The organism is Streptomyces sp. NPDC059851 (genome assembly GCF_042732005.1).
GTDB lineage: Bacteria > Actinomycetota > Actinomycetes > Streptomycetales > Streptomycetaceae > Streptomyces.
Genome location: NZ_JBHWJJ010000068.1, coordinates 17,670 through 32,400, shown reverse-complemented (window position 1 = coordinate 32,400; position 14,731 = coordinate 17,670). Strand labels below are relative to the sequence as shown.

The window sequence follows — 14,731 nt, the reverse complement described above, 5'->3', positions numbered from 1 at the left end:
CCTCGTTCGGCTTGACTTACCGGACGTGGTGGCGGCGCAGACCGGCACATCCGATTGAGTTTCCCCGCGGCGGGCCACCGGACCGACGGAGGCCGCCGGAAACGGGAGATCGGGGGTGCCACTCGTGCGGATCGGACTGCTCACCGAAGGTGGTTATCCGTATGCGACGGGAGAGGCGAGGCTGTGGTGCGACCGCCTCGTGCGCGGGTTGCCGCAGCACGAGTTCGAGCTCTACGCGCTGAGCCGGAGCGCCGAACAGGAGGAGCGCGGCCGGGTCGTGCTCCCCGAGCACGTCACCCGCGTATGGACCGCCCCGCTGTGGGCGCCCGCGGACGACGGGCGGAGCTACCCCCGGCGTGAACGCAGGCGCTTCGCCGACTGCTTCAAGGACCTCGTCCGGGGGATCTGCGCCGGCGAGGCCGGGCCCTTCGCGGCCGGCCTCTACGGACTCGCCGAACTCGCCCGCGAGCAGGGCGGCCTGTACGCCGCCCTGCGTTCCGAGACGGCGGTGCGCGCCGTGGAGGCCGCCTGTCGGGCCCCCGGCGCGCGCCGCTCCGTACGGTGCGCGCAGGTCGCGGACCTGCTGGAGTTCGTGGACGCCCTGGAGCAGCTGCTGCGGCCGCTGTCCCTCGACTGGTACGAGGACCTGCGCGAGGTGGACGTCTGCCACGCCGCCGCCGGTGGTGTGGCCGCCCTGCCCGGACTGTTGGCCAAACGCTTCTTCGGGGTGCCGCTGCTCGTCACCGAATACGGGGTCCGGCTGCGGGCGCACTACCTGGAGCGCTCCGCGGACCCCGCCCCCGCCCGGGGCGGGGCGGGCGACCCGGCGGGCGGTCCGCGGCTCGCCGTGCGGGCCCTGCTCGCGGCCTTCCACGTACGGCTCGCCTGCGAGATCTACGCCCGGGCGGACCTGCTCGTCGCCGGCAACGCGCACGCCCGGCGCTGGCAGGAGCGGTGCGGGGCCACCCGGGACCGGATGCGGACGGTGTACCCGGGGATGGAGGCGGACCGATTCGCCACGGTCGGGGAGGACCCGGACCGCGGGGACCCGGACACGCTGGTCTGGGTGGGCCGGGTCGAGCCCGCCAAGGACCTCGTCGCCCTGCTGCACGCCTTCGCCGAGGTCCGCAGGACCGCCCCGGACACCCGGCTGCGGATCTTCGCCACGGCCGCGGTCCCCGGTTACCTCGCCGACTGCCGCTCCCTCGCCGCACAGCTCTTCCCCGACGAGGCCGCCGACGCGGTCACGGCGGGGGAGAACCCGGTCACCTTCGAGGAGATCGGCGGCCCCGAGGCCCCCACCCCGGCCGACGCCTACGGATGCGGGCGGGTCGCCGTGCTGTCCTCGGTGATCGAGGGATTCCCGATCACCCTGGCCGAGGCGATGTTCTGCGGCCGGGCCACCGTGTCCACGGACGTCGGCGCCGTCTGCGAAGTCATCGGCGGCACCGGCCTCGTGGTTCCGCCGCGCAATCCCCGGGCACTCGCCGACGCCTGCCTGTCCCTGCTGAACGACCCCGAACGGGCCCGGCGCCTCGGCGCGGCAGCCCGCGCCCGGGCCCTCGAACTGTTCACCACCGAGCAGAACGTCGCCGCCTTCCGCGAGGCCTACCTGTGGCTGCTGGCCCGCGGCCCCGGCCGGGCCGCCCCCACCGTCCCCTTCGAACAGCCCCCCGAGGCCCGGGTCCCGGGCCACTGGACGAGCCCCTCGTGGGCCCCGAACCCGGAGGCCGCGGTATGACCCTCGACGAAGCCGCCCCCCTAGCCGCGGCCCCCCGCCGCCGGGCCGCCGGCGACCCCGTCAAGATCCTGCTCCACCGGCACCGGGCCCTGTGCGAGCGGGCCGTGGACCCCCTGGAGATCGCCGCCGGCCTGGAAGCGCAGGGGATCACCGACCGCACCGCCGCCCGGTTCCGGCACCGCGACGTCTTCTCCCTCGCCGAGGAGCTGTACGCCCGCACCCCGCGCGAGGAGGAGCCGCCCGCGCCCGCCGCCGCCGGCCCGGCCGACGCCCGCGCCTTGCGCCGCTTCGGGCTCGCCCTGCTGCCCGGGGCGCTCGCCTGCGCGGCGGCGGCCGCCGCCGCGCCGTACGCGGGCGCCGTCGCCGCCCTCGCCGCAGCCTCCGCCGTCGTCCTGCCCGGACCCCACGGGCGGTCGCCCGCCGGCCGCACCTCCTGGGCCGCCCGGGCCGTCCTGCTGCTCGGCGCGGCCGTCGCCGGCTGGGCCGTCCACCGCCACGGAAGCCACCTCGGTACCGCCCTCGCCCTCGCCGCGGTCCCCGGCCACCTCGCCGCCGCCGGGTACGCCGCCCTGGCCCGGCGCCGCCTCGCCGCCAGCCGCGCCCTGGACGACTTCGCCGACGGGGCCCGGCCGCTGCTGATCGGCACCGCCGCGGGCTTCACCACGGCCGCCGCCGGCGCGGCCCTCCTCGCCGGAGCCGCCGTCCCGCTCGCCCTCCCACTCGCCCTGCTCCTCTTCCTCACCCGGCTGCTGCTCGGCCACGGCGCCCCCCTCGGGCCCGTCACCGCAGCCCTCGCCCTCGCCCTCGTCCCTGCTGCGGCCGCGGTGCCCGCCGCCGCAGCAGGCCTCCTCCTCTTCGCCGTCCCCGTGCTGGCCCGCGCCTCCGCGCACCCCCGGACCTGAGCGGCGTGCCACCCCCCGCTCCCGACGCCCGCCGCCCGGCCCGCCGCTCCCGCGGCCGACGCCGGAGCGCCGGGCCCCGCCCCTTCCCCCACCCGACGACCTTCCCCCAGCCCATCGACCAAGGAGACACAGCATGACCGGCCAGCCCACCGACCGAGGGACCGCGCGATGAGGGTGCTGCTGATCGGAGCCAACGGATACCTCGGCCGCTACGTCGCCGACCGGCTGCTCGCCGACCCCGCCGTCCAGCTCACCGCGCTCGGCCGGGGCGACGACGCCGACGTCCGCTTCGACCTGGCCACCGGCAGCCCAGGCGCCCTCACCCGGTTCCTCGACGCCGTCCACCCCGGAGTCGTCATCAACTGCGCCGGCGCCACCCGCGGCGGAGCCCGCGAGCTCACCCGGCACAACACCGTCGCCGTCGCCACCATCTGCGAGTCGCTGCGCCGCAGCGGCTGCGGCGCCCGCCTCGTCCAGCTCGGCTGCGCCTCCGAGTACGGGCCCAGCCAGCCCGGATCGTCCACGGCCGAGGACGCCGTGCCCAGACCCGGCGGGCCGTACGGCGTCAGCAAACTCGCCGCCACCGAGCTGGTGCTCGGCTCCGGGCTCGACGCCGTCGTCCTGCGGGTCTTCTCGCCCGTCGGGCCCGGCACGCCCGCCGGCTCCCCGCTGGGCAGGCTCGCCGAGGCCATGCGGCGCGCCATGCAGTCCGGCGACGGCGAGCTCAAGCTCAGCGGGCTCGGCGTCCAGCGCGACTTCGTAGACGTACGGGACGTGGCGCGGGCCGTGCACGCCGCCTCGCTCTCCGCCGCCCAGGGCGTCGTCAACATCGGCACCGGCCGGGCGGTCCGACTGCGGGACGCGGCCGCCGTCCTGGCCCGGGTCGCCGGATACGGCGGAGCCCTGCACGAGCTCGACGTCCCCCACGGCGGACCCCACGCCGGGCCCCACCAGTCGCACCCGCAAGCCCACGGGCTCCACGGATCCCACGGCTCCCACGGGCACCCCGGCCCCCGGGCCGGCGCGCTCGCCGCCATCGGCGCCCCGCGCTCCGAGGCCACCGCCGAGCAGTTGGCCGCCGCGGCCCCGCCGCCGGCCCCGTACCCCTACCCGGACGGCTGCGGCGCCTGGCAGCAGGCCGACGTGCGCACCGCCCGGGACCGCCTGGGCTGGCGGCCCCGCATCAACCTGGAGGAGTCCCTCGCGGACATTTGGATGGAGGCGGCGTGCCGCATCTGACCACACAGGCCGCGGCACCCGCCGCCACCGGGGCCGGCCGCCTCGGCCTCGGCATCCCCGGCTACGCGCACCCGCTGCTCGCCCCCGTCGAATGGGCCGAGCTGACCCGCCCCGGCACCCCGCTGCACTGGGCCGTGCTCAACATCGCGGACGGGCCCGGCACCCGGCCCGACCCGCACTGCACGGAGGCCGTCGGCCGGCTCCGCGAGGCCGGTGGCACCGTACTCGGGCACCTCGCGGTGCGGGACGGTGCGCGGTCGTTCGGGGAACTCGTCTCCGACGCCCACCGCTTCGCCGACTGGTACCGGGTCGGCGGCTTCTACCTGGACCGGGCGCCGGCCGACCCGGGCGGACTGGCCGCGGTGCGCCGGGTCACCGACGCCCTGCGCGGCCTCGGCGAGGGCCTGCGGATCGTACTGGGGCACGGCACCCACCCCTACGAGGGCTACGCGGAGGCCGCCGACCAGCTCGTCACGTTCTCCGGGGCGTGGACCGACTACCGCTGGTCGCAGGTGGCGGAGTGGACCGCCGATCACCCGCCGGAGCGGTTCTGCCACCTCGTCCACGGGGTCCCGCGCACGCACCTCGAAGAGGCCCTGCGGATCGCCCGCTGGCAGGGAGCCGGGACCATCTGGTTCACCGACCGGCGCGGGAGCCGCGACCGGGACCCCTGGGCTTCGATGCCCGCGTACTGGGACGAAATCGTCTCACGCATCGGACCGGGTGTCTCGGAATGAAGAAGGGCGTGGCAGTGTTACGGAAAGAACCACCGTTCGACTTACCCATCTACGGAGTCCCCGTGTCGCTGCCACCCCTGGTCGAGCCAGCTGCTGAGCTCACCGTTGACGAGGTCCGTCGGTACTCCCGCCACCTGATCATCCCGGACGTCGGGATGGACGGTCAGAAGCGCCTGAAGAACGCGAAGGTGCTCGCCGTCGGAGCGGGCGGCCTGGGCTCGCCCGCCCTGATGTACCTCGCCGCGGCCGGCGTCGGCACCCTGGGCATCGTCGAGTTCGACGAGGTCGACGAGTCGAACCTGCAGCGCCAGATCATCCACAGCCAGTCGGACATCGGCCGCTCCAAGGCCGAGTCCGCGCGCGACACGGTGCTGGGCATCAACCCGTACGTGAACGTGGTCCTCCACGAGGAGCGGCTCGAAGCCGACAACGTGATGGACATCTTCGCCCAGTACGACCTGATCGTCGACGGCACGGACAACTTCGCCACGCGCTACCTCGTCAACGACGCGTGCGTGCTGCTGGGCAAGCCCTACGTCTGGGGCTCGATCTACCGCTTCGACGGCCAGGCCTCCGTCTTCTGGTCCGAGCACGGCCCCTGCTACCGCTGCCTCTACCCGGAGCCCCCGCCGCCGGGCATGGTCCCGAGCTGCGCCGAGGGCGGCGTCCTGGGCGTGCTCTGCGCGTCCATCGGCTCCATCCAGGTCACCGAGGCCATCAAGGTCCTCACGGGCGTCGGCGAGCCGCTGGTCGGCCGCCTGATGATCTACGACGCCCTGGAGATGCAGTACCGCCAGGTCAAGGTCCGCAAGGACCCCGACTGCGCGGTCTGCGGCCCGAACGCGACCGTCAAGGAGCTCATCGACTACGAAGCCTTCTGCGGCGTCGTGTCGGAGGAGGCCCAGGAGGCGGCGGCCGGCTCGACGATCACTCCGAAGCAGCTCAAGGAGTGGATCGACGAGGGCGAGGACATCGACATCATCGACGTCCGCGAGAAGAACGAGTACGAGATCGTCTCCATCCCGGGCGCGCGGCTGATCCCCAAGGGCGAGTTCCTGATGGGCACCGCCCTCCAGGACCTCCCGCAGGACAAGCGGATCGTCTTGCACTGTAAGACGGGTGTCCGCAGTGCGGAAGTCCTGGCGGTCCTGAAGTCCGCCGGCTTCGCGGACGCGGTCCACGTCGGCGGCGGCGTCATCGGCTGGGTCCACCAGGTCGAGCCGCAGAAGCCGGTCTACTAGCAGCCGCTCCGCACCACGGGGGAGGGCCCTGCCGCGCGCGAGCGCAGCGGGGCCCTTCGCCGTAGCCGCCGCCCTCTGCGGCCCCGCCCGCCCACCGCCGCCGTCCGCTCAGCCGATGGGGGCGACGGGGCCGGTGGGCGAGGGGGAGGCGGCGGGAGCGGCGGTGCACACGGTGCCGGCGGGCGGCACCTTCCCGTCCAGCAGGTAGGAGTTCACCGCCTGCTGCACGCAGGGGTCGCCGCTGTTGTACGCCCCGTGCCCCTGCCCCTTGTACGTGAGCTCCACGCCGACGCCGGGACCGAGCCGTTCGACCATCTTGCGGGCCCCCTCGTACGGGGTCGCCGGGTCGCCGGTGTTGCCGATCACCACGATGGGGGCCGCGCCGGGCGCCGAGACGTCCGGGGTCTCCCACGCGCCCTCCACCGGCCAGCCGGTGCAGCTCATCATGGCCCAGCCGAGGAAGTCCCCGAAGACGGGGGAAGCCGCCCGGAACTCCGGCAACCTGGCCTTGGTCTCCGCGAGGTCGTACCGGCCCTTGAAGTCGGCGCAGTTGATCGCCGTGTTGGCGGCGCCGATGTTGCTGTAGCGGCCGTTGCGGTCCCGCCCGTTGAGCGCGTCGGACAGCGCCATCAGCAGCTGTCCCTGCCCGCCCTCGGCCTCGTCGATCCCCTGCTCCAGCAGCGGCCACAGCTCCTGCGAGTACAGGGCCTGCGCGATCCCGTTGGTCGCGGCGGAGTCCGTGAGCATCCGGCCCCCGATGCCGGGGATGGGCTTGTCGGCGAGGCTCTTCTGCAGCCTGACGATGTCGTCCTCGATCTCCTTGGCCGTACTGCCCTGGAGCCGGCACTCCGCGCCGCGGTCCACGCAGTCCTGTGCGAAGTTGCCGAGGGCCAGCTGGAAGCCCTTGGCCTGGCCGAGCGCGCCCTCCTCGGAGGTCTTGGTCGGGTCCACGACGGCGTCGAAGACGGCCCGCCCGACGTTCTTCGGGAAGAGGTGTGCGTAGACCCCGCCGAGCTCGGTTCCGTACGAGATCCCGAAGTAGTTCAGCTTCTCGTCGCCGAGGGCCTGGCGGATCCGGTCGAGGTCACGGGCGGCGTTCTCGGTGCCGACGTGCGGCAGCACCTTCCCGGAGCGCGCCTTGCAGGCCGCCTGGTACCGCCGGGCCGCGTCCGTCAGGGCCTTTTCCTCCTGGGGCGACTCGGGGGTGGAGTCCTGCGCGTAGTACGTGTCGAGCTGCCGGTCGGTCCCGCACAGCACCGGCGCGCTCCGCCCGACCCCGCGGGGGTCGAAGCTCACCAGGTCGTACCGCTCCCGCAGGGCCCCGTAGTCCTTCGCGGCGCCGGGCAGCGTGCTGATCCCGGACCCTCCGGGCCCGCCGAAGTTGAACACGAGCGACCCGATCCGCCCGCCCTCGTTGCGGGCCCTGGCCCGGATCAGCGCGATCGGGATGGTCTCGCCCTCCGGTTCCGCGTAGTCGAGGGGCACGTGCAGCGTGGCGCACTCCCAGCCCTTGGGCGGTGCCTCCCCGCCACCCTGCGCGGCATCGGGCGCGGGGCACTCGCTCCACCGGAGCGGTGCGGCCCCCTCGGTACCGCCGGCCCGGGGAGTCGTCCGCTCCTCCCCGCCGGAACACGCACTGACCGCCGCCAGTGCCCCGGCGAGGGCAACGGCACCGGCGAGGCGCAGCACGTTCTTCGACATACCCCCATCCTGCGACCGCGCCCCGCACCCCGCCCGCGCACGGACCCGTTCGGGCGGCAGCCGGGACGCGATCGGGCCGGTTAGATCGCTTCCTTGCGGGTCAGGTAGTTGAAGGACAGCCACCCCGGCAGGACCGGCAGCCAGAACGTCATCAGGCGGAACAGCAGGACCGCCGAGATGGCGACCTCCTTGTCCAGGCCGGCGGCGATCAGGCCCAGCGTCAACGTGGTCTCCACCGCGCCGATGCCGCCCGGCGTGGGCGCCGCCGAGCCCAGGGCGTTGCCCGCCAGGAAGACCACCGCGATGCTGGCGTAGCTGAGGGCCTCGCCGCCCCCGAACGCGCGGATCGACGCGTCCAGGCACATCACGAAGCAGCCGGTCAGCAGCACCATCCCGCCGATGCCCGTCAGCAGTTTCTGGGGCCGCTGGAGCACGTCCAGCATGCGCGGCACCACACCGGCGAACAGGGCCCGCACCCGGGTCACCACGAACTTCCGCAGCAGCGGCACCGCCGTGACGACGAGCACCAGCACCGCCACCGTCAGCAGACCCGCGATGACCGTCCGGGACGGCGTCATCTCCGGCGTCTTCTCGGTTCCGGTCAGGTAGCCGAAGGCCAGCAGCAGCAGGATGTGGCACGCCAGCCCGAACAGCTGCGAGGCGCCCACACTGGCCACGGCCAGCCCCGGCCGGACCCCCGCCCGCTGGAGGAACCGCGCGTTCAGCGCGACGCCACCCACCGCCGCGGGCGCGACCAGTTTCACGAAGGACCCCGCCACCTGCGCGACCACCGTCCGCAGGAACGGCACCCGCTCCGGCACGAAGCCCAGCAGGCTCATCGCCGCCGCGACGTACGAAAGCGCCGAGAAGGCCAGCGCGGCCCCCACCCAGCCCCATTCGGCCTCGCCGACGATCGTCGCGAAGTCCACGTGGGCGAGCTGGGTGAGCAGGAAGTACGCGCCGAAGGCGCCGGCGATGAACGACACCAGCGTGCGCGGCCGGATCCGCTCCAACCGGGCCGGCTCCACGAGGGCCTGCGGCCGGATCAGCAGCACCTGCCGGCGGATCTGACTCAGCAGGTCCTCCTCGCGGGCCCCTTCCAGGGCGTCGTCCAGAGCCCGCTTCTCCGCCTTGCGGTCGGCCGCGCGGTCCGCGGCCGAGACCGCCCCGGACTTCGCCCCGGCGGCCGCTTCCCGCGCGGCCTTCGCCGCCCGCGAGGACTCCAGTACGGCCTCCCGCTGCCGGTCGGCGCGTTCCCGGGCCAGCTTGCGCAGGGTCGCCCGGGTGGACCGGCTCAGCGCGATCGGTTGGAGCAGCGGCAGGCAGTCCGCCACCGCGTCCGGGCCGAGCACCGCCACCGCCGAGGCCACCGCCCGCTCCGCGCCGACCCGTAGGCCGAGCGTGGTGAGCAGCTGAGCGATGTCCATCCGCAGGACCAACTCGCCGGCCGCGATCTCGCCGCCGCGCAGGTCGGTGAGGACCACCTTGCCGGAACGATCCACCAGCAGGGCGTCACCCGTGAGCCGGCGGTGTGCGATCCGCCGCGACTGCAGGGCCCGCACCTGCTCCCACGCGTTGTGGGCGAGGCGGTCGGTGATCTCCGCGTCGGGGAGGGAGTCCAGGGGCCGCCCGTCCAGGTGCTCGTACACGAGCATGACGGCGTCCGGCCCGAGCTCGGAGGTGGCGATCAGCTTCGGCGCGTTGGCCCCGGCGGCGATGGCCGCGTACGCGAGCAGCGCCTCCTGCTCCAACGACTGGCGCAGCGACTGCAGGCTGCGCCGGGTGGTGATGCCGCGCAGGGTCATCCGGCGCCACACCCGGTAGAAGAACCCGTGGGCCTGCTGCTCGCGGTCGACGACGGTGACGTCGAGGGGCGGGCCGTCCTCCAGGGTCACGTGGTAGCGGCGTCCGCGGTCGCTGACCTCGGAGGCGTCGGCGCCGTCGGCGATCTCCGCGCGTGCGGCGCTGACCGGCTGGAAGCCGACGTGGCGCAGGCCGGCGAGGAGGTGCTGCCCGGTCGGGCGGACGTTCGGCGAGCCGACGGCGTACAGGGTCCCGTACGCCACGCTCCAGCCGATCAGTACCGTCAGGATGATCGAGAACGGGGTGGTGTAGCCGCTCACCAGCATCGCGAACGCGTCGAGGAGCAGTACCACCCACAGGGCGACCCGCCAGCGGGGCCGGCGCGTCATCCCGACCGCGGTCATGTACGCGATCACGGGCGCGAGGTAGCCGTGCACCGGGTCGGTGAGGGCACCGCCGGCTCCGGTGGCCCGGGTCAGGGCGTCCTGGATGGAGTCGGGGGCGCCCTCGGAGACCCACAGGTCGGTGGCCAGGGTCACCCCGTGGGCGAGGACGGCGGCGAGCACGCCGTCGGCGATGCGCAGCCCGTCGCGTTTGATCAGCCGTTCGATGGCGAAGGCGACGGGCACGAGCAGGACGGCGATGCTCGACACCAGGCCGGCGACCTGGATCAGCAGGTCGGGGGCGGCGCCGGTGCCCTGGCTGATGTCGGCCTCCAGGCCGGCGGTGGTGCCGTGGGCGAAGGCGGCGATGGCGAGGACCACGGCGATGCCGAGGACGCCGACGAGGAGGCGGACCAGGTCGGAGGGCCGGTGGACGCGGGCGGCGAGCAGCGGCTCGTCGACCTCGACGACCTCGGCGACCTCGCCCTGCTCGGCGGCGTCCGCGCGTCCCGCGGTGCCGGCGGTGCCGGCGGGTCCGGCGGGTCCGGCGGGTTGGACGGGTTCGACGGGGGCCGTGGGTCCGGTGGGTCCAGTGGGCCCTGAGGCTCCGGAGCGCGCGGAGGGCTCGCCGGGGCGCTGGCCCGGCTCGGGGCCCGGCTCCGGATGCGGGCGCGGCTCTGGGCGCGATCCGTCGTCCTCGGTCGCGCCGTCCGGAGGGCTCACACCCTGCTCCTTCGTCGTCACATCCGTCTCTTCTTGATCACGTATCACCAGTCACCGCCCGGAAGATGGTGGCACGGACCGGCAGGCGCGGCAGGCATCAGGGTGCGCGCCGGTACGGAAGGAAACACTCCGCAGGAGCCTCCGCGACGTGCGGCACCATGGGCGCGATGAGCGAGGAACTGCCCGCGTACGCGGAGCGCGTGCTGGACACGGCCGAACGGATTCCGCCCGGCCGGGTGATGACCTACGGGGACGTCGCCGAGTGGCTCGGCGAGGGAGGGCCGCGCCAAGTCGGCCGGGTGATGGCCCTGTACGGGGGCGCCGTGCCCTGGTGGCGCGTCGTACGGGCGGACGGCCGCCCCCTGCCCGGCAGCGAGCACCGGGCCCTGGAGCACTACCGCGCCGAGTCCACCCCGCTGCGGCTGACGGCCGCCGGCGAGGCGCGGCTCGACATGCGGCGGGCCCGTTGGGACGGGAGCGGCGCGAGCGAGGAAGGGGACGAGGGTCACATGTGACAGCTTCGACCACGGAGTGCCCCCGAGGGGAGTGGGGCGCCCGGGCCGAGGACCGTACGGGGGACCCGTGACCGCCCGCCGGAGACGGCTCCCGCCGTCCGGGACGGGGGTCGGTCCGGCACCCGGGACGGCTGCCCGCGCCGGACCTCGGCGAACTGCGCGGGACGTCCCGCTTGCCGTAGCGTTGCCTCTTCGGCATGCGCCGTGGCAGCAACCGCAGCAGACCCACCAGGACCGGCACCCCACGTGATCACCTCTTTCTCCGACCGCCCCGAACGGCGGCGCAAGCGGACCCCGGACGCGTACCGCCTCGTACGCAGCGGGCCGCGGCGGGCGGAGCCCCCTGTGCTGGACGCAGCACAGCAGGCGGTGGTTGATCACACCACCGGACCGCTGCTGGTCCTCGCCGGACCCGGCACCGGGAAGACGACCACCCTCGTGGAGGCGGCCGCCGCCCGCGTCGAGGCCGGGGCGGACCCCGCCCGCATCCTGATCCTGACCTTCAGCCGCAAGGCGGCCGTGGAACTGCGCGACCGGACCGCCCTGCGGCTCGGCGGCGCCCGCGCCCCGCAGGCGACCACCTTCCACTCCTTCTGCTACGGGCTGGTCCGCGCCCACCAGGACACCGACCTCTTCGCCGACCCGCTTCGGCTCCTGTCCGGGCCAGAGCAGGACGTCATGGTCCGCACCCTGCTGGAGGGCCAACGCGAGATCCGGTCCATCCGCTGGCCCGACGACCTGCGGGCCGCGCTCACCACGCGCGGCTTCGCCGACGAGGTCCGCGCCGTCCTCGCCCGCGCCCGCGAGCTGGGCCTCGGCCCGGGCGCGCTGGACGCGTTCGCCTCCCGACAGGGCCGCCCCGACTGGAAGGCCGCGGCCGCCTTCCTCTCCGAGTACCTGGACGTCCTCGACATGCAGGGCACGCTGGACTACGCGGAGCTCCTGCACCGCGCCGTCCTGCTCGCCGAGCGGACGCCCGCGCTGTCCGCCGCGTACGACGTGATCTACGTGGACGAGTTCCAGGACACGGACGCCTCCCAGCTGCGCCTGCTCCAGGCCCTCGCCGGGCCGGGCGGCACCCTGGTCGCGTTCGGCGACCCGGACCAGTCGATCTACGCCTTCCGCGGCGCCGACATCAACAACACCCTCGACTTCCAGGGCGCCTTCCCCGGCGCCGCCGTCCGCGCCCTGACCGTGGGCCGCCGCTCGGCCGCGAACCTGCTGGCCGCGACCCGCCTGCTCACCACCCGCATGCCGGTGCCCCGGCTGCCCGCCGACGCGGTCCGGGCGCACCGCGGGCTCACGCCGACCCGGGACGGCGGCCAGGTCGAGGTGTACACGTACCCGACGGCCGGCGCCGAGCTGGACAACATCGCCGACGTCCTGCGCCGCGCCCACCTGGAGGACGGCGTGCCCTGGCAGGACATGGCCGTCCTCGTCCGGGCCGGCGGCCGCACCCTGCCCGCGATGCGGCGGGCCCTGATCGCGGCCGGGGTCCCGGCCGAGACCGACGGCGCGGACATCCCGCTCCGCCACGAGCCGGCGGTGTCACCGCTCCTGACCGCCCTCCGCGCCGCCGCCCTGGCCGCCCCCTCCCACGCCGTCCGCCCCACCGTGCCCGGGCCCCGCGGAGCGGTCGGTGCACCAGGGGCCGCCGGAGCGGCCGAGGAGCCCGGGGCCGCAGACGCAGCCGCGCACGCGGGGCCGGTGGAACAGGCCGAGCAGGCCGAGCAGGCCGAGCAGGCCGTTGTGGTCGGGGCCGCCGGGACGGCTGGGACGGTTGCGGTCGGGGCCGCCGGGGCCGTCGAGGCAGGGGCCGACGCCGGGTGGGTGGGGGTCGACGCGGCGCTCACGCTGCTCACCTCGCCGCTCGGCGGGATGGACGCCGCCGACCTGCGGCGGCTCGGGCGCGCCCTGCGGGACGAGGAGCGGGCCGCCGGCGTCACGGTGCCCGCTCCCTCGGACGTGCTGCTCGCCCGCGCCCTCGCCGAACCGGAGCGCCTCGTCGCGCACGACCCGGCGTACGCCCGGGGTGCGCAGCGCCTCGGCCTGCTGCTGCGCAAGACCCGCGAGCTGCTCCAGGGCGGCGGCACCGCCGAAGAGGCCCTGTGGACCCTCTGGGACGGCACCCCCTGGCCCCAGCGGCTGGAGCGCAATGCCCGCCGCGGCGGTCCGGCCGGCCGCAACGCCGACCGGGACCTCGACGCCGTGTGCGCCCTCTTCGACACCGCCGCCCGCGCCGAGGAGCGCACCGGCGGCCGCGGCGCCCTGAACTTCCTCGAACAGCTCGAAGCCGAGGACATCGCCGCCGACACCCTGACCCGCCGCGCCACCCGCCGCGAGGCCGTCCGGCTCATGACCGCGCACCGCTCCAAGGGCCTGGAGTGGCGGCTCGTCGTCGTCGCCGGCGTGCAGGAGGGCCTCTGGCCCGACCTCCGGCGCCGCGGCTCCCTCCTCGAAGCCGACCGGATCGGTCGCGACGGGCTCGCCGAGCCCCTCAGCCCCGGCTCCCTCCTCGCCGAGGAACGCCGCCTGTTCTACGTCGCCGCCACCCGCGCCCGCGAGCGGCTCGTCGTCACCGCCGTCAAGGCCCCGGCCGAGGACGGCGACCAGCCCTCCCGCTTCCTCACCGAGCTCGGGGTCACCCCCAAGGACGTCGCCGGCCGCCCGCGCCGCCCGCTGGCCGTCCCGGCGCTCGTCGCCGAGCTGCGCGCCACCACCGTCGACCCCGACGCCACGCCCGCGCTCCGCGACGCCGCCGCCCGCCGCCTCGCCCGCCTCGCCGCGCTCACCGACGAGGACGACCGGCCCCTGGTCCCCGCCGCGCACCCGCAGCGCTGGTGGGGCCTGTACGAGCCCACCCGCAGCAGCGTCCCGCTCCGCGACCGCAACCGGCCCGTCGCCCTCTCCGGCAGCGCCCTGGACCAGCTCGCCAACACCTGCTCCCTCCAGTGGTTCCTCGGCCGCGAGGTCAAGGCCGACGCCCCGGCCACCGCCGCCCAGGGCTTCGGCAACGTCGTCCACGTCCTCGCCGACGAGGTCGCCTCCGGCCGCACCCCCGCCGACCTCGCCGTCCTGATGGAACGCCTGGACTCGGTCTGGGACGCCCTCGCCTTCGACGCCCCCTGGAAGTCCCGGCAGGAGAAGGACAACGCCCGGGCGGCCCTGGAGCGCTTCCTGCGCTGGCACACCACCGACCGAGGCGGCAGGGCGGCGGTCGCCACGGAGCACGACTTCGACGTCACGCTCGAAGCGGGCGAGTACGCCGTCCGGATCCGGGGCAGCATGGACCGGGTCGAGGCGGACCCGCAGGGGCGTGCGTACGTCGTCGACTTCAAGACCGGCAAGTCCGCGCCGACCAGGGACGAGGTCGCCCGGCACCCGCAGCTCGCCGTGTACCAGCTCGCCGTCCGCGAGGGCGCGGTCGACGGGGCGTTCGACGGCGCGCGGCCCGCGCCGGGCGGCGCCGAACTGGTCCACCTGCGCCAGGGTGCCGCCGTGCGCGACGGCGGCGCGACCGTGCCCAAGGTCCAGGGGCAGGAGCCGCTGTCGCCGGGTTCCTCCGGCGAGTGGGTCGGCGACCTGCTGGCGACCGCCGCCGGCCGCGTCCTCGACGAGAGGTTCGTCCCCGCCCCCGGCCGCCAGTGCGACCACTGCTCCTTCCGCAGCTCGTGCAGCGCCCGCCCGGAGGGCCGCCAGACCGTGGAGTGACCCGTGTCGCAGCCGCCCGGGGTGTGAGACGGATC

General features: G+C 75.3%; 9 protein-coding genes. 7 read left to right on the top strand and 2 right to left on the bottom strand.

The window, feature by feature from the left end; translation table 11 throughout:
• The first annotated feature begins 124 nt into the window (after positions 1–124).
• The 5 genes from pelF (at position 125) to moeZ (ending at position 5,860) form a co-directional block, all read left to right on the top strand.
• On the top strand, positions 125–1,741 hold the full coding sequence (gene pelF / locus ACFV7Q_RS22540; RefSeq protein ID WP_385430930.1) for a GT4 family glycosyltransferase PelF: 1,617 nt from the start codon (positions 125–127) through the stop codon (positions 1,739–1,741).
• Positions 1,738–2,643 carry a hypothetical protein gene (locus ACFV7Q_RS22535; RefSeq protein ID WP_385430928.1) on the top strand — a complete coding sequence of 302 codons (906 nt, stop codon included), beginning with the start codon at positions 1,738–1,740 and terminating at the stop codon, positions 2,641–2,643. Before pelF ends, ACFV7Q_RS22535 begins: the two co-directional genes overlap by 4 nt.
• A gap of 168 nt (positions 2,644–2,811) precedes the next feature.
• Positions 2,812–3,882 carry an NAD-dependent epimerase/dehydratase family protein gene (locus tag ACFV7Q_RS22530; protein WP_385430926.1) on the top strand — a complete coding sequence of 357 codons (1,071 nt, stop codon included), beginning with the start codon at positions 2,812–2,814 and terminating at the stop codon, positions 3,880–3,882.
• A complete protein-coding gene (locus ACFV7Q_RS22525; RefSeq protein ID WP_385430925.1) occupies positions 3,870–4,619 on the top strand; it encodes a spherulation-specific family 4 protein in 750 nt (249 codons plus the stop codon). Before ACFV7Q_RS22530 ends, ACFV7Q_RS22525 begins: the two co-directional genes overlap by 13 nt.
• Before the next feature lie 62 nt (positions 4,620–4,681).
• Positions 4,682–5,860 (top strand): adenylyltransferase/sulfurtransferase MoeZ, encoded by a 1,179-nt coding sequence (moeZ, locus tag ACFV7Q_RS22520; protein WP_385430923.1) that lies wholly within the window; start codon positions 4,682–4,684, stop codon positions 5,858–5,860.
• 108 nt (positions 5,861–5,968) lie between these two features.
• Here moeZ and ACFV7Q_RS22515 read toward each other — a convergent pair whose 3' ends face one another.
• Both ACFV7Q_RS22515 and ACFV7Q_RS22510 read right to left on the bottom strand, forming a co-directional pair.
• Positions 5,969–7,561 carry an alpha/beta hydrolase gene (locus ACFV7Q_RS22515; RefSeq protein WP_385430921.1) on the bottom strand — a complete coding sequence of 531 codons (1,593 nt, stop codon included), beginning with the start codon at positions 7,559–7,561 and terminating at the stop codon, positions 5,969–5,971.
• Between the two features lie 80 nt (positions 7,562–7,641).
• Positions 7,642–10,518, bottom strand: a complete 2,877-nt coding sequence (locus ACFV7Q_RS22510) for a flippase-like domain-containing protein (RefSeq protein ID WP_385430919.1) — start codon at positions 10,516–10,518, stop codon at positions 7,642–7,644.
• A 110-nt stretch (positions 10,519–10,628) separates the two neighbouring features.
• On the opposite strand from ACFV7Q_RS22510, the gene ACFV7Q_RS22505 reads away from it, so the two are divergent.
• Both ACFV7Q_RS22505 and ACFV7Q_RS22500 read left to right on the top strand, forming a co-directional pair.
• Positions 10,629–10,985: an MGMT family protein gene (locus tag ACFV7Q_RS22505; protein ID WP_385430917.1), complete on the top strand. Its 357-nt coding sequence runs from the start codon at positions 10,629–10,631 to the stop codon at positions 10,983–10,985.
• Positions 10,986–11,234: 249 nt separating this feature from the next.
• On the top strand, positions 11,235–14,696 hold the full coding sequence (locus ACFV7Q_RS22500; protein ID WP_385430945.1) for an ATP-dependent helicase: 3,462 nt from the start codon (positions 11,235–11,237) through the stop codon (positions 14,694–14,696).
• The last annotated feature ends 35 nt before the right edge of the window (positions 14,697–14,731 follow it).